Source organism: Pseudomonas sp. LAMO17WK12:I1, assembly GCF_900177315.1.
Lineage (GTDB): Bacteria > Pseudomonadota > Gammaproteobacteria > Pseudomonadales > Pseudomonadaceae > Aquipseudomonas > Aquipseudomonas marginalis.
In genome coordinates this window covers 108,569-123,106 of the sequence record NZ_FWZV01000013.1, presented here as the reverse complement: position 1 = coordinate 123,106, position 14,538 = coordinate 108,569, and the positions used below count along the sequence as shown (strand labels likewise).

13 protein-coding genes are annotated in these 14,538 nt (G+C 61.1%); 3 read left to right on the top strand and 10 right to left on the bottom strand.

Going from position 1 to position 14,538, the window contains the following annotated elements; all coding sequences use genetic code 11:
- Window positions 1-75: 75 nt before the first annotated feature.
- The 7 genes from B9N88_RS23825 to B9N88_RS23795 all read right to left on the bottom strand — a co-directional run bounded on the left by B9N88_RS23825 (window position 76) and on the right by B9N88_RS23795 (window position 6,089).
- The gene (locus tag B9N88_RS23825; protein ID WP_027606450.1) at window positions 76-1,380 is read right to left on the bottom strand and encodes a hypothetical protein; all 1,305 of its coding nucleotides are present in this window, start codon (window positions 1,378-1,380) and stop codon (window positions 76-78) included.
- 49 nt (window positions 1,381-1,429) lie between these two features.
- Window positions 1,430-2,173, bottom strand: a complete 744-nt coding sequence (locus tag B9N88_RS23820; protein WP_027606449.1) for a hypothetical protein — start codon at window positions 2,171-2,173, stop codon at window positions 1,430-1,432.
- Between the two features lie 38 nt (window positions 2,174-2,211).
- Window positions 2,212-2,892 carry a C39 family peptidase gene (locus B9N88_RS23815; protein WP_027606448.1) on the bottom strand — a complete coding sequence of 227 codons (681 nt, stop codon included), beginning with the start codon at window positions 2,890-2,892 and terminating at the stop codon, window positions 2,212-2,214.
- A gap of 61 nt (window positions 2,893-2,953) precedes the next feature.
- Window positions 2,954-3,700, bottom strand: a complete 747-nt coding sequence (locus tag B9N88_RS23810; protein ID WP_027606447.1) for a hypothetical protein — start codon at window positions 3,698-3,700, stop codon at window positions 2,954-2,956.
- A 67-nt stretch (window positions 3,701-3,767) separates the two neighbouring features.
- The gene (locus tag B9N88_RS23805; protein ID WP_027606446.1) at window positions 3,768-4,319 is read right to left on the bottom strand and encodes a hypothetical protein; all 552 of its coding nucleotides are present in this window, start codon (window positions 4,317-4,319) and stop codon (window positions 3,768-3,770) included.
- Window positions 4,319-4,768, bottom strand: a complete 450-nt coding sequence (locus B9N88_RS23800) for a hypothetical protein (RefSeq protein WP_027606445.1) — start codon at window positions 4,766-4,768, stop codon at window positions 4,319-4,321. The genes B9N88_RS23805 and B9N88_RS23800 overlap by 1 nt, the downstream gene beginning before the upstream one ends.
- Window positions 4,769-5,093: 325 nt before the next feature.
- Window positions 5,094-6,089: a FecR family protein gene (locus tag B9N88_RS23795; protein WP_027606444.1), complete on the bottom strand. Its 996-nt coding sequence runs from the start codon at window positions 6,087-6,089 to the stop codon at window positions 5,094-5,096.
- 142 nt (window positions 6,090-6,231) lie between these two features.
- On the opposite strand from B9N88_RS23795, the gene B9N88_RS23790 reads away from it, so the two are divergent.
- Window positions 6,232-6,501: a PepSY domain-containing protein gene (locus B9N88_RS23790; protein WP_027606443.1), complete on the top strand. Its 270-nt coding sequence runs from the start codon at window positions 6,232-6,234 to the stop codon at window positions 6,499-6,501.
- 20 nt (window positions 6,502-6,521) lie between these two features.
- Here the strand turns inward: B9N88_RS23790 and B9N88_RS23785 are convergent, their stop codons facing one another.
- On the bottom strand, window positions 6,522-11,627 hold the full coding sequence (locus B9N88_RS23785) for a dermonecrotic toxin domain-containing protein (RefSeq protein WP_027606442.1): 5,106 nt from the start codon (window positions 11,625-11,627) through the stop codon (window positions 6,522-6,524).
- A gap of 180 nt (window positions 11,628-11,807) precedes the next feature.
- Here B9N88_RS23785 and B9N88_RS23780 point away from each other — a divergent pair, with 180 nt between their 5' ends.
- Window positions 11,808-12,842, top strand: coding sequence for an Ldh family oxidoreductase (locus B9N88_RS23780; protein ID WP_027606441.1), 1,035 nt, complete (start codon window positions 11,808-11,810; stop codon window positions 12,840-12,842).
- A 40-nt stretch (window positions 12,843-12,882) separates the two neighbouring features.
- Here B9N88_RS23780 and B9N88_RS23775 read toward each other — a convergent pair whose 3' ends face one another.
- Complete coding sequence (locus B9N88_RS23775) at window positions 12,883-13,203, bottom strand: ElaB/YgaM/YqjD family protein (RefSeq protein WP_027606440.1); 321 nt, start codon at window positions 13,201-13,203, stop codon at window positions 12,883-12,885.
- A 165-nt stretch (window positions 13,204-13,368) separates the two neighbouring features.
- Between B9N88_RS23775 and B9N88_RS23770 the strand changes: the two genes are divergently transcribed.
- A complete protein-coding gene (locus B9N88_RS23770) occupies window positions 13,369-13,623 on the top strand; it encodes a hypothetical protein (RefSeq protein WP_003190904.1) in 255 nt (84 codons plus the stop codon).
- On the opposite strand, the gene B9N88_RS23765 is transcribed toward B9N88_RS23770, so the two are convergent.
- Window positions 13,595-14,515 carry a LysR family transcriptional regulator gene (locus tag B9N88_RS23765; RefSeq protein WP_027606439.1) on the bottom strand — a complete coding sequence of 307 codons (921 nt, stop codon included), beginning with the start codon at window positions 14,513-14,515 and terminating at the stop codon, window positions 13,595-13,597. The two genes, B9N88_RS23770 and B9N88_RS23765, sit on opposite strands and share 29 nt — an antisense overlap.
- Between the last annotated feature and the right edge of the window lie 23 nt (window positions 14,516-14,538).

Below are 14,538 nucleotides of genomic sequence, written 5' to 3'. Positions count from 1 at the left end.
TAAACCGAAAAGCCCCGCAACGACCCTTATCGTTGCGGGGCTTTTCCTTGTGCACCGGATTCTGTAGCGGTCGGGTTAGAAGTAATACGGGAATTTCAAGCTGAACGTAAAGTCCGGCGCATCGTCTGTCATGCCGATTGCCAGGTTCGGCACGATGGTCAGGTTATCCGACGCGGCAATGGTCATCCCCACGTTGAAATAACCGGCGTTGGCATCGCTGGAAACCACCGATTGCCAGTCGCCGCCGTTGGGCTTGAGCCTGCTCTTGCGCTGCACCAGGTCGGACACCGAGAACGACATACTCATCTTCTCGTTGAGGGCAAAGGCCACGCCGACCCCGAACTGGAAGCTGTCGCCCAGGCTGACCTTGCCGCCGACCTTCTGGTTGACGTCACTGCTGATGTCATCGAAGGATTCTTCGAAGTTATGGGTGTAGGACAGCGAGCCGAATAACACGGCAGGATCGAAGGTCTTGACCAGGGAAATGCCCGGAGTGATCGACCACACGCCATTGCCCGTAGGCAGGCTTTCCGGCACGAACAGGTTGTCGTTGCCGGGTGTATTGATCAGCTTGATACCAAACGGTTCTTTGCCGGTGGGCGCCTTGACCCGCACCGACACCACCGCATCCGGCAGGGTGGGGGTTTCGTCGAGGAACTTGTAGGCCACGCCGAAGTTGACGTCGCCGATGGTCGGGTCGCGGGTGACCGATTGTTCCGATGTGGCGGTGCCGTTGTTGCCGGCACCGGCAGACTGGTAAGTCGACTCGCGGTACACCACCGGCACGTTCACGTCGAACTGCCAACGGTTATCGACGTTGTAGCGCCCGGTCAGGTCCAGGGTCCAGTTATCGGACTTGATTCGGTCCAGGTTGATATTGCCGAGGAAAATCGAGTCCAGCGCCAGGAACCCGTTGAGGGTCAACTGACGGGCGTCGTAACGGGCATAGGTAACGCCGGTTTCGAAGCTGAACTTGCCGTTGCCGAAAAAGCCGCTGGCTTCGTTATAGAGGTTACTGACACTTTGCGCCGGGGCCGAATCATCCTTGAGGGACTGGCCGTAGGAACTGCCGCCGCCCCCCGCCCCACCGGATGCCGCCGCGGCCCCCGTGCCCGCGACGGTGGTGCCGTTGGCTTTTTGAAAGTCTGCCGGCGACTTGGCCAGGCGTTTGGGGGCCGGGGTTGCCGGTTGGTCTTCGACCTGACGCACGCGCTGCTCCAGCACGGCCAGCGCTTTTTGCTGCACTTCGTACCGCTGCTTGAGTTCCAGGAGTTCCCGTTTGAGGGTTTCGATGTCGCTGTCTGGCGCTGCATACAGAACGGATGCGGGCAAGAGCGTACTTAAACAGATCACAGCACGGAGCGATAACGATCGATGCATGAAATAAGCCGTCCTTTTCTAATGCGTAAGTGTCGACGGTCAGCGTAGTTCAATAACCGAGCGTGCGTAGGGCTTTGAGTTGATCCAGATTGCAGTTCAACGCACCGTTGTTCAAACCGTTGTTGTTCATCACGACGTTAAGTTGGGTCATGTTGTTGACGAAGTTAGTGTTGCCGGTCAGCACCGTGCCTTGCAGCACATTCCCGCCGCCGATCTGCTGCAGGCTGTTGCCCTGGTTGTGGTTGGCCTGGATCGCCATCTGCAAGCCACCGTTGTTGGCCGACACGCTCACGCGGCCTGCCGCGCTGTCACCGGTCACCGTGCCGCCGGCGACCAGCACCTGTCCTGATTGCACGATGTTGGAGGGCGCAAAACCGTTCTCGACGGTGATGCCCACATTGTTGTAGGCGGTGTTGCCATCGCCGGCGGTGCGTACGCTTTGTGTCACACCCTGGCCGCTGCCCAGGCCGGCGCCGCCGGTTACCGTGCCGGTGCCGGTGTTCGGGTTCGTGCCGTTGCCGGTCGAGCCGGTGGTTTGTACGTAGAATTGCGGGGTGATGGTCGACGAATCGATCTGCATGCTGGCCTTGCCGGTGATGGTGTCACCCACGGCGTTGGTCCAGGTGCTGCTCATGACAATGCCGAAGCTGATGATCCGTCCCGGCATCACGTAACGACCGCGCAGGTCGGCCATTTCCGAATCCTTGAGCTCGATGGGTTTGAACCCCGACGAAGCATAAGCGGGCATTGAGGCTGCCAGACACAAGACCGTCAGCCAACGGGAAGTGTTCATCTTTTGCTCCTGGAGCGTCCTGCCCCTTATTGCGCTTCTTAGAAGAAGTCGCTCTGGATAAAACCGAAATCCATCAGCTCGGCATCGCCTACGGGCCTGAACTCATTCAACTGGTTCTTGGCGGTCAGTGGCGTGGGCGGGTCGAGCAGGGCGTTGGCCTTGTCGTAACCTTCACCCAGCACGGCGAACACGATGCCGTTCCAGCCCTTGACGAAGTCATCATGGGAATAGCGCTTATGGCCCAGTACCGGGTCGCCGATATAGACCCAGTCCTTGTCGGCCCGCTGCATCACCACGAAGTGCTTGTAGCCACGAATTTCCAGCAGGACCACCACGGGGATCCTTACGGTGACCAGTGTTTCTGGCGCGATTTTGTAGCCCCGGGCACGCATGCCGATGCTTTCGAGGTAGCGCTTCATGTCCAGCATGGAAAAGCCCTGGGTACGCACCAGGTCCTGGTCGGCATTGACCAGCATGCCTTTGATGACGTGATCTTCGTCTACATCCAGCCAATAACCCTGGCGCAGAATGGTAGCGAGTGCCGCAGCACCGCAGCTGAAATCGGTTTTCTGTTCCACCAGGTTGGCGAACCGGCGTTCACGAATACTCTCGACCTTCTTGTAGATCACTGTACCGCCAGGCAGGGCGGAGATCGCCATGGTGCCTGCCCAGGTCGGGCCGGTGAGCAGCATCAGGAGGGTGAGGGTCGCGAGGCGCATGATCGTGTGACCTGCTGGACACTGGAATAAAAAAGGGCCTTGTTGCCAAGGCCCCGTTGGATCAGAAGCGCACGCCGCTGGCGCAGACGCTGCAACCTTGACCGATCGACAGGCTGTTGCTGCCTTGGTTGCCCGAACCGGATTGCAGGTTCACACCCACATTGCCGGAGTTGCGGTTAACCGAGTTGTCGAGGCTGGAGTTGTTGGACACGTATTGGGCTTTGCTGCCATGGCCATACCCGTAGCTGGTAGCGGCAGTGTTCAGGTAGCTGTTGGCGAGCGAGTTTTGCTCGGTGTTGGCGGCCGCTGCGATGTTTTTGCCATCAGCGGTGGTGATTGCCAGGTTGTTTTTACCCTGGTTGCCTTGACCGGCCTGGCCGTTGTAACCCAGGTTGCCGGAGTTCCCGTTAGCCGAGTTATCCAACGAGGCGTTGTTCTGGGTGCCTTTGTTGACGAAGTTGTTGAGCCCGCTGTTTTGATTGACATCGACGACAGCGAATACCGTTGCAAAGTCACCTTTGGCACTGGAGATGGCGCCGGAGTTGTCGGCCTGGTTACCACTGCCCGCCTGTACGTTGACCCCGGTGTTACCGCTGTTGCTGGTGACCGAGCCGTCGGCGGAGGCGTTGTTTTCGGTTTTGGTGTCATCGAACTTGTTGCCCACGCTGTTCTGCACATCGGTCACCACAGAGGCAACCACACCGGTGGGTTGAGGCGCAGGGTGCCAGCCACCACCTGCTTGAGCAGCAGCAGCCATGAGTGCGGCCAGTGCGAAAACCAGTGGTTTCAGAGCCATTTGAGGTTTCATGGTGTTTCTCCTTGCTTCTAATTAGTTGGTTAAGTGTTGGTACGGTCTAACGAGTGCTACCAAGCGTTTACTTGATAGTGATGCCCAGGGTGTTAGCCACTCGGTTCCCCACCCCGGCACTCTGGTTCACCTGAATCACTCCTCGGCTGCCTGTGAAGGCCTGGTCGCTCGTAACGACAAGGCGGCTGCCAGTGGTGGGGGTGAGCCCTGAGTCGGTTGCCAGCGTCGTGGTGTTCTGTTGCAACAGGACGCTGTCATCGATGCTTTGCGGGCCAGGGTTGATGCTGATCCGCACGGCATTGATGGATTGGTTATTGGCCCCGGCCGACTGGTTGATGCCCAGTACACCGTTGCCGTTGGTAAATGAGCTGCCCTGGATCGCCGCCCTGGCGTTCAGGGACGGGTCGACACTGCCGTCGAGGCGCTGGATGTTGACGTTGGTGGCCTGGCCACCGAGCGCGATGGCGCGGCTGTTGGACATTTGTTGCTGGTTGCCGGCCGCCTGGTTGATCGACACGACACCCTGGTATTGTTGGCCGCTGTTGTGGATCACCGCCGTGTCGTCGGCGAATGCCGGGGCGCTGGCCAACAGGGCGAGAACGAGCAGGGAACGATTCATCACTTGCCCCCCAGCATGCTGCCGATGTTATTCAACGGCGCCATGCCGCGCTGGACCGAGTCGCTGATCTGCCCGCCCATGCCGCTGCCCGCACCGTGGCCCGCAGCGGAGCCGGCCCCCAGGGTGGACATGCTGTTTTGTGTGGCGTGCAGGCCGGTCAAGGTGCCGTTGGTCTGAACTGCGCGGACAATGCTTGAGCCGCTGCTGATGCCGCCGATATCCATATCACTGAGCTCGCCAGTGGCACCGATGATGTCCCGGCTGGGGTTGGCGTTGGCGGTGGTGGGGTAGGGGTCTTTACCGAAGGCGGCGCGGCCGTACATATGAGCCTGTACGTTGCGCCCTGTCACGATCACGCCATCCTCTGCAAAGCTGGGAACACTGATGCCGACGCTGAGTACACAGCTGATCAGCAGCACGTTCATCGAACCTTGAGTGAGTGTGGCCACGGCGGCATTCCTTATTCGTCGCGCTGACCCTAAACAGCGCTGCAAGGGATAGAGCAGAAGCCGTGCCGCTTTTTATTTACCGTTGTTATTCAATGGGTTGGAGTTGTTTGTGGGCGAAGTGATGTCAGTGCTGTTTCAGCGCTGAGACACCTGCCGCCCAGGCATACACACAGCGCCGTACCACAAACGATTCACCAAGCTGTATCAGCGTTGTAACACTGCCTATGACAAAACGATGAATCCGCACCACAGGGGCGGTCCAGGGGAGTCGAGTGTCTCAAAAATGGACACTTCAGGCGCAACGACGCCCGAGCCGGGGGCAAGCTCAGCCTTTGGGGGATTTACGCGGGATGGAATTGAGTACGGGGTTGCCATCCTGGTTCTGGGTCAGATAGACCGGCAAGACCTTGGGCAAGGAGGGGATGAGGTTATTGACCTCGGTGATGTTGTAGATGCCGCCGATGCGAATCGTCCCGGTGTTGGCGTCTGCCAGCATCACCGGTTTGTTCAGGTAGCGGTTGATCAACGGCAACGCATCCACCAGCGCCAGGTTGTCGAGCACCAGCTTGCCCTGGCGCCAGGCCAGGGCGCTGTCATTGGCGGTGATTGCCTGTATGCGCGGCGTTGCATCGCCCTGTTGGTAGCTGGCCTGCATGCCCGGCGTCAGGGGCACGCTGCCGTGTAACGCGTCGCTGGCAATCTGCACCGAGCCTTCGAGCAACGTGACCCGCACCTGGTCTTCATACTTCCAGACGTTGAACTGGGTGCCCGTGACGCGCACCTGGCCTTCGCCTGCGTGCACGATGAACGGATGGGCGCTGTCATGGCTGACTTTGAAGAACGCCTCGCCCTTGTTCAACGTGACGCGGCGCTGATCCTTGTAGTTGCTGAAGACCAGCTCGGTACCCAGGTTGAGTTCCACCTGGCTGCCGTCGCCCAGGGTGACCTGGCGCAAGCCGTTGGCGGCCTGGAAACGCTCATAGGAACTCGGCAGCCAGCCGGCTTCCCAGCCAGTGAAGGCGGCCAGAGGCAAGGCGACCAGGCAGATCGCCGCCGCGACCGCGTAGGTGCGCAGCCGGCTGCGCGGCTTGAACGGCACCACCACCGACGGGATCTCGTGGCGCGGCAGGTGGTCGGCGACGTCCCAGATTTCCAGCATGGCCGCGTATTCAAAGGCGTGCAGCGGATGGGAGTCATGCCATTGCGCAAAAGCCTGACGTTCATCCGCGGTGCAATCACTGGCGTGCAGGCGCATGCACCAATGCGCGGCAGCGTCGGTGATGGCGTCATATTCGGCTTCTGAAACGGACTTTTCGCTCATTAACTCATCCTGATTTCGCACATTCTAACCTCCCGAGGTGGACCGCGAGAACAGGCGTCATGGCGATTGCACATCAATTGGAACTTATTCTTATTTGCCAGGACCTAAAAAATTCAGGACATTCCCACAATGGAGTACGAATATGCTGAAGAAAACCTTAGCCGCCCTGTGTGCAACCACCGCGCTGCTCAGTGCCGGCGCCGCCATGGCCGATAAGCCCGGTGCGGGCTGGATCACCATTGAAAAGGCGATTGAAGTGGCCAAGACCAAGGCCGGCTACATCGAAGTCTATGCGGCCGAAGCCGATGACAACGGCTATTGGGAAGTCAAGGGCCGCAAGTCAGACGGCACCGTGTATGAAGCGCGCATCGATGGCGCTTCGGGCAATATCCTGCGTGACCAGAAAGACTGATAGACCCGCCGGGAGCCTGTTCAGGCTCCCGCATCCAGTTCCCGGCCGAGTTGGCTGATCATGTAGGTCACCGAGTCGGCATTCGCCAGAATGGTATCGATACGTTTATCGGCGTCGCTCATGAAGATGGCACGGGCATCACTGAGGGTGCGAGTGCCGGTGGTGCTCAGCACCTTGTCCTTGGCCGGTGTGGTCCCGCGGTTGCTGCCGAAGTCTTCCCATTCCTGGGAAAAATCGTCCCAGGTCTTGAACAGCAGGGCGGCGGGCGTGAGGGTGGACAAGGCGGTCTCACGCAAGTCGGCCAGGTCGGTCTGCATCGGCCTGGCGCCGCGGATGCTGACATTGATCAGGTCGTGGAACGGCCGCATGCTGTCCAGGTAGGCCAGGTCTTCGGTCAAGGATTTGATGTGGGTGATTTCGTGAATCAGCACCGTTGCCCGTGCATGGGCAGAGAGGTTGAAGGGCGTGTTCAGACGGTTTTGGTAGATATCCATGTGCGGGTCGAAGAAGCGATCGAGCAAATAGATTTTCTGCTCCGTGTCATTGGGCAGCACGAAGGCAAACGTGTCGTGTGGGCTATAGCGATGGGTGCCGGCGACAAAACGCTGTGAGTCGGGACCGATCAGGGTGTGATTGGTCAACTCATCGAGCAGTTCGTCGACGCGTCGCTCGACTCTTTGCACTTGATCGGAGGTCAGCGTGATCACGCCGAACAACTCACTGAAAAACCGCCCGGCACGACTGTTGGGGTCCAGGTGCGTGGCAAAGTGCAGGAGGTTGCGCTTGCAGGTGACCGCATAGTACGTCGCGACATTGAGCGCTTCATCGATGCACTGGGCTTTCCAACTCGACAACGCCGCAATTTCCCGCATGCCCGCCGCTTCGATATTGATGGCATCGCGCTCGGCCGCCCGTGTTTGCACCCTGCCGGTGTAGCGACTCAAGGTTTTTCCGTAGCGTGGATGATGTCGATCCAGGTCCAGTGTCCAGCCGCCCTGGGCATGGTGTTGTACATAAGGGCCGTGCAACTCGCCGTTGCTCAGGCGCCAGCGTTGCCCGGCTTTTTTCACCGGGTAGACCTTGCCTGCCACCGCGACAAAATCGCGGGTGCCGGTCTCATCTCGATAGGGGCTGTTGGGTGAAACTTGCTTCAAATCAGCCAAGGCCACCCCATGGTTTTCAAACGCTTGCAAATGGGTACGCCCGGGAGCGGTCAGGTCCAGGTCAGCCGACCTATCGGGTGAGGGCGCAAAGGCCTTGTCCATGTCCCTGCGCAAAGAGGCCAGCTCGGCCACCCCGGCGGCAAAGGTCTTGAGCGCGTGTTGCCAGCGATGTTGCTGCAGGTCTTCAGCGGAGGCCTTGAACAATTCATAGCTGCGCCACACCACCAGCGGATAGGCGAGCTTGCCGGCCAGCAATTGCAGGCCCTTGGGGATTTCCTCGCTGAACAGGCTGGTGACCGCGTCCCATTGGGCGCTGCCCAATCGCTCGAACTGGCGGGCCAGCATCCGCAGCAGCATCTCACTATTGTCATCGAACAACTGGTTCAGCAGGTTGCCGCCGATGGGCGATACGCCAAGACGAATCTCGGACAATCCTTGGCTCCAACGCTCGCCCAGCAAGTTGCGGTAAGTCGCTTGATGGGGCGCATCCAGCTGCCCGACTATCCAATCCTGCAGTGCGCCCGGGGTGGTGAATTCATGGAGCAGCGCGGCTTCATCCGCGTATTCGCGCAATAGATGCCTGGGACTGTAGGGCGCGTACAGGACCAGTGGGCCGCGGACGCCGGCGGCCGGCCCGATCAGGTAGCAGCCCAGCGCCTTGACCCGCGCCGCGCCCTCGGTGGCGATCAACTCAAGCGGACGAACGATCGCGGTCGCGCCACGCACGGCGGCCCGCGCCACCGCATCGGGCATGTCGAAGGCTTGCTGGATATAGCTCCAGGCCGAGGCGGACAGCCGCTCATCGAGGGTTTGCCCATGGGCGTATTGCAGCAATTGCCAGGGCAATTGCCGGCAGAACAATCGACGCCGTTCGCGGGCCTCTTCGGACTGACCCTTGAGAAGAGGGGTGAGCCGGGCCTGGTAGAGGCGTTTCAAATCCAGTTGGCGCACCAGTTGCACGATGGCATTGCCGTCCAATGCCGCCGGCAGCGGCGTGGCGGTACGCGAACGTGGCCGTATGGCGTCGCCACTGAGTTCGGGCAAGTGCCGCAAGGCAAAGTCCGTCAGGGTCTGGGCGTTACCTTTCAGGTCGATACGGCCGGGTATCAATACGTTATCCGGATTGACCACTTGCCCCGGAAAACGCGCGTTGAGCAGTTCCGCAAGCACACGCCGGGCTTCATTGCGCATCGGCGTGATGCTGTGCAGGTAGTCACGTGCGTCCGGTGCGCTGATGCGGTATTGCTCCAGCAGTTCGGCGTGGAGGATTTGCTCGTGGGGTGGCGCCATGCCCAGCCCTACCGGCAGCGCCTGCTGGCGGACCAGCGCGTGCGCGATGGCGATGGCCCTGGGCAGGTTGCTCGGTGGCGGGCGGCGGATCAGGTTGTCCATGCCGGTCTGCAAACGCGCGGCCTTCAGTCCCATCCAGAACAGATGATTGATCTCGTCACGGGTGAAGTCGCTGTAGGTCTGTTGCCGGTCATGCAGCAGGTGATCGTCGATACGTTGCAGTGGGCCGAGCTGACAGGCCTGATGGGGCACGCGCTTGGAGACGCGCAGGTTTTCCATCAGGGGCAGTCGCCGCCGGGGATGCTGCAGGCGTTGCTCCAGGTCATCGCGCAGGGCCTTGATCGATGCAAAGGCTTCATAGCCGCCATGGGGCGTCCACAACAGCGCCATGCCTGAATGCACGTTGTCCAGGCCGCCACGTTCGGTCAATACAAAACAATTGGCCAGGGCATGGGGCGTGGGATCCGAGCCGATGCGGACAGTCAGGCCGAACGCATCCGGGATAAAGCCGTTCAAGCCATGGCGGGTGAGGCGGGTCATGCTGTCGGCCTGGAGCGTGCTGTCCAGCAACGCCAGGCCGGCGGGCGACAGGCTCTTGTTCAGCGCCCGCAGTTGCGCTTCGCCGTTCAGGCCTTGCAGCATGCCCTGGCTCAGGTGCGCCTGGTTATTCTCCAGCAGCACATTCGGCAAGCTGCGCAGGTCATTGCGGGCAAACGTGCTCACTACCTGGTCGATGATCGCGTTGAAGGTCGCGAGGGTCAGGTTGTTCAGTTTGTAGGCGGCACCGGCGCTGCGCTTGCCGTAGAACCAGGTCAGGTAGGACGCGGGCAGGGCATCGGCTTGCCTGGCCAGGCGGGCGATAAAGTGCTCGACCATGCTCGAAGACGCCTGGGGCAAGCGCTCTTCGCGCTCCTGGGCCTGGGTGGGGTAGGTATTGATGTAGACGTCTTCGGGCTGCAGGTCCAGGTTTCGTCTGCTCAACTCCACCTGCAGGGCATGGGCGGCCAGGGTGCGCAGGGTTGGGAGTTGGCTGCGCTCCCGTGCCATTGCCGCCTCGACCGCCTGCAGGCGTTGCAGGTGCAGCCTGGCTTTTTCCGCCTGGACGGTGGAGGGGCGGCCATTGCCGCTGCTAATCGGATGGATGGACCAGCGTCCGTCGCTTTCCTGCTCCAGCAACCGAGTGTCGAGCATGTTGCGTACGTCCAGGGCGCTGTCGAGCAGGGCGGCCAGGTCGACGTTGCCTGCGCTGCGCCGATAAAGCCCGAGCGCATGCTCAAGGTTGCCGAGCTGTTTGGCGACGATGTCCGCGACCGTTTCCTGGAACACATCGCCGGCGACAGGTGTTCCGGTCACCTGGATTTGATCCATGCCGACGAATACGCTGCGCTCATCCATGGACAGGAAATTGAGCAACTCGTCTTCGTGCCCCGCGGTCTTGAGCATGGCCAGCAGGGTGTCGTTGAGGTCCTTGAGGTCGGCGAGTACCTGCAAGCCACGGGATTGGGTGTAGAGGTACGCGTGGGCAGTGCTGATCATCAGGGTGCTGGCCAGCTCGACGTAATGCTGAAAAGGCGCATGCACCCGCACTTTTTCGATGTTCAGCTGGCTGTCAACGGCTTTGCGCGCGGCCTGGTCCGGAAGGAATACCGTGCGCAGCCGCAGGCTTTCAGCGCTGCTGAGGATCGTTGCCTGGTGCTTGAACAACAGGTCGGCGCGAAACTTGTCAGCCATGACCCGGCTGAAGAAGCGCACGCGCGACTGGCCATCCTTGAAGTCTTCGTTCCAGTAGGTTTGCAGCAGGCTGTTCAATAACTTCGAAAGAATGCTGGCGGTTTGTTCGACCACGCTGTCCCAGCGCTGTTGCTCCTGGACCAGTTGCTCGGCGCTGAAGGCCCGGGTGTCATGCCCGATGTTGAAATACGTGTGGGTCTGGTCCGTGGGCCAGGCCTGCTGCACATAGAAGCGCAACAGCGCATCCCGCAGCGGTTCGGAGGCGACCCAGTGCATGTCCGCGGCCGTGGCCGCACGGCGGAAAAAGTTCACCCGGGTGTTGCTCTGGTTCACCCCTGGAAAATAGGTGCGGGCCATGATGCCGAGCAAGGTGTCGAGCATCTCGCGCAGGCTGGGGAGTTTGCGCAGCTCGGCGAGCATCGCCAGCACATTTTTCTGCTGGGCCGCGAGGATCACGCGTTCCTGGTCCTCCATCACTGCGCCCTGGATCACTGCGGTGGTGACTGTCAGTCGTGTGTCCGCCCCAAGCCCATCCCGCTCGTCGATCGACAGGAAACTCAGCAGGTCGGCGCGGTGCTGCGGTTGAGCCAGGCGGTCGCCGAGTGCATCGAACAACCCGGTGTGGCTTGCGAACAGCTCCAGGCCGCCGTAGGGCGTATAGAGCACGGTCTTGGCCTCGTCGGGTGTCGGGCTCATCACGAAGGCGCCGGCCAATGGGATGGCAGGTTGGTCGGCGAGGCCCACCAGCAGCCTTTCCACCCGCATGGGATAGCCGGTTTCCGTCGGCGCCATGCGTATCGCGTCAGTGGCGTAATACAGCGTGTTCAGCCAATCAAGGTCCTTGACGGTGAACCCGAGCGCACGCTCCCGTTCCGTCGGTTCCTTGCGTCGGTCCGGGCGCAACAGTTCTTCGAAGAAATAAGGTGGGGTGACGTTTGCCATGCTGCACTCTCCATCGGTATGGCGCGTTTGAGGCTCCAAAATAGGTGCTGGCATCACGTGGAGGGCGGTAGATAACTGGCGCAGATCTCAAGCGCCCGTTGACAGCAGGCACGGCAGGCGTTGTTTAATCATCGGCCTGGATTCTTGTTGTCTCTTCCAATTATAAAATCGGAGCTACAGATGTCTGCCCAGTCCCCGATAGTCGACAACGCCACAGCCCTCATCGGTTTCAACGACCTGGTGGGGTTGCTGAGTGCGGTATTCGTGAAACACGGCACCGCGCCGGAAGTGGCCGAAATCCTGGCGCGCAATTGCGCCAGTGCCGAGCGTGACGGCGCCCATAGCCACGGCATTTTCCGCATCCCCGGTTACCTCAGCACGTTGGCCAGTGGCTGGGTCAATGGCAAGGCGGTGCCGGTGGTCACTGATGTGGCGTCCGGCTTTGTACGGGTAGACGCCGGCAACGGGTTTGCCCAGCCGGCCCTTGAAGCGGCGCGCGCGCTGCTGGTGGATAAGGCTCGCAGTGCCGGTATCGCACTGCTGGCGATCCACAATTCCCATCACTTCGCGGCCTTGTGGCCGGATGTCGAACCCTTCGCCGAGCAAGGATTGGTGGCGCTGAGCGTGGTCAACAGCATGACCTGCGTGGTGCCCCATGGCGCCGACCGGCCGCTGTTCGGCACCAACCCCATTGCCTTTGCCGCGCCGCGTGCCGACGGCTTGCCGATTGTGTTCGACCTGGCCACCAGCGCCATCGCCCACGGCGACGTGCAGATTGCCGCGCGCAAGGGTGAGCGCCTGCCGCCGGGCATGGGGGTCGACAGCCTCGGCCAGCCCACCACCGACCCCAAGGCTGTGCTGGAAGGCGGCGCATTGTTGCCCTTTGGCGGGCACAAGGGCTCGGCGTTGTCGATGATGGTCGAATTGCTGGCGGCGGCCTTGACGGGCGGTAACTTTTCCTTCGAGTTCAACTGGGCCGACCACCCCGGCGCACGCACGCCCTGGACCGGGCAACTGTTGATCGTGATCGACCCCAGCAAAACCGCCGGGCAAAGCTTCGCCGAGCGCAGCCAGGAACTGGTGCGGCAGATGCATGCGGCGGGGTTGCGGCGCTTACCGGGGGATCGACGTCATCGCACACGGGCGAAGTCGTTGGAGGAGGGCGTGGTGGTGGATCTGGACGCGTTGAACCAGCTGCGGGACTGGGCTACGTAGCAGTTGACGAGGCTCGTCAGCTGCTACGGGCATGTGTCGGTCAGTTACGGCGACCCAGCAGCAGGCCAATCACCAGGCCAAAGCCCGCGGAGATCGCCACGGTCTGCCATGGATGGCCACCGATGTAGGTTTCGGTGGCATCGACCACCGGCTTGCTGCGCTCGCGCACGTTGGATACCGAGTCCAGTGCCTGCTTGAGTTTGATGGCGACCTGTTCGCGCAGGGTTTCGCCTTCTTCGCCCACCAAGGCAGCGCTGCTTTTAAGCAGCTTGTCCGATTCTTCGATCAGGGCCGTCAGTTCACTGAATGCTTGATCCTTGATTTGATCTTCAACAGCTTGGGCGGCAGTTTTGCGGGCCATGGGTGTGACTCCTTGCAGGTGAATGTGACAGTGAACAATGGAGTGCCGGGCGGTGGCAAAAGTTGCAGTTTTTTTGCCGGGTCGGCACTGGCGAACGAAATCCGAATCCGGAAAAATCGACCTACAGTGTAAGATGTCGTCTATTTGTGCAGCAGGAATTTCAACATGAGCTTCAATCTCGCCAACAAGACCCTCGCCGAACGCGCCGAGCTGGAAGATGAAAAGTCCCGCCTCTACGACCTGTGGCAAACCAACCTGGGCAAAGCCAAGGGCGAAGCCGCGCGGTTGTTCGGTGAGCGCGCCAAGCGCAAGGGCAAGTGGGCCGAATGGGTCCGCGCCGAACTCGACGGCATGTCGCCGCCGGAGTTTTCCAACATGGTGCGCAGCGAAGTCAACAAGTTGATGGCGGCGGCGAAGTAAAGCCGGCGGCAATCGCTTCGCGTACTTTAAGCAACATCGGATCAAGCTGGGCCTGGGTGCGCCAACCCAGTTCCACCGGGTAGCGCGGCAGCGCCAGCGGGCAGGGCAGGACCCGCAGGCCGGTCATCTCGGCGATGGCCTGCGCCGCATGCCCGGGAATGGTCGCCACCGCCTGGCTGCCCTTGAGCAGAAACGGCAGTGCGGCAAAATGACTGGTCGAGGCGCACACCTGGCGGCTCAGGCCCTGCGCTGCCAGCCCTTCGTCGGTGATGCCGATGAACCCGCCTGACGACACCAGCACATGCTCGCGGGTGACAAATTCATCCAGGCTGAGACTTTCCTGGCCCGGCGCCAGGCTGCGTGGGTCCACGACGCAGCGATAATCCCCCTCTCCCAGTACCTGCCGACTCAACCGGCTTTGCGCAAAGCCGCCTGCGGTAATCGCCAGGTCCAGGCTGCGGTCGAGCAGGGCACCGGCAACGATCTGGCTGTGGGTCTGGCGGAAGATTACCCGCAACTGTGGCAGGCGCTGTGCGATGGCATCCATCAGCCGGCGGCCATAGGCGATCTCGAAGTCATCCGACAGGCCCACCACCACCGACCGGCCTTGATAATTCGGGTTGTCCGGATTGACCATCGCCAGGCTTTGCCGACAGCGCGCCAGCGCCTCGCTGATCACCGGTTTCAATTGGTTGGCCCGCAGCGTCGGCGCCAGGCCACGGCCGGTGCGCACAAACAATTGGTCGCCATAGACGTCGCGCAGACGTCGCAGGCCTGCACTGATGGCCGACTGCGTGACACCCAGGCGCAACGCCGCGCGGCTGGCGCTGGACTCATCGTGCAGGGCTTCGAAGGTTTTCAGCAGGTTCAGGTCGACCTGGGCGATATTCATCTGGCTCATATCATTCAGCACTG

Coding starts and splice junctions, on each gene's coding strand:
- B9N88_RS23825 (WP_027606450.1), bottom strand. CDS start 1,380: ATGCATCGATCGTTATCGCTCCGTGCTGTGATCTGTTTAAGTACGCTC.
- B9N88_RS23810 (WP_027606447.1), bottom strand. CDS start 3,700: ATGAAACCTCAAATGGCTCTGAAACCACTGGTTTTCGCACTGGCCGCA.
- B9N88_RS23785 (WP_027606442.1), bottom strand. CDS start 11,627: ATGGCAAACGTCACCCCACCTTATTTCTTCGAAGAACTGTTGCGCCCG.
- B9N88_RS23805 (WP_027606446.1), bottom strand. CDS start 4,319: ATGAATCGTTCCCTGCTCGTTCTCGCCCTGTTGGCCAGCGCCCCGGCA.
- B9N88_RS23770 (WP_003190904.1), top strand. CDS start 13,369: ATGAGCTTCAATCTCGCCAACAAGACCCTCGCCGAACGCGCCGAGCTG.
- B9N88_RS23780 (WP_027606441.1), top strand. CDS start 11,808: ATGTCTGCCCAGTCCCCGATAGTCGACAACGCCACAGCCCTCATCGGT.
- B9N88_RS23765 (WP_027606439.1), bottom strand. CDS start 14,515: ATGAATATCGCCCAGGTCGACCTGAACCTGCTGAAAACCTTCGAAGCC.
- B9N88_RS23795 (WP_027606444.1), bottom strand. CDS start 6,089: ATGAGCGAAAAGTCCGTTTCAGAAGCCGAATATGACGCCATCACCGAC.
- B9N88_RS23790 (WP_027606443.1), top strand. CDS start 6,232: ATGCTGAAGAAAACCTTAGCCGCCCTGTGTGCAACCACCGCGCTGCTC.
- B9N88_RS23820 (WP_027606449.1), bottom strand. CDS start 2,173: ATGAACACTTCCCGTTGGCTGACGGTCTTGTGTCTGGCAGCCTCAATG.
- B9N88_RS23815 (WP_027606448.1), bottom strand. CDS start 2,892: ATGCGCCTCGCGACCCTCACCCTCCTGATGCTGCTCACCGGCCCGACC.
- B9N88_RS23775 (WP_027606440.1), bottom strand. CDS start 13,203: ATGGCCCGCAAAACTGCCGCCCAAGCTGTTGAAGATCAAATCAAGGAT.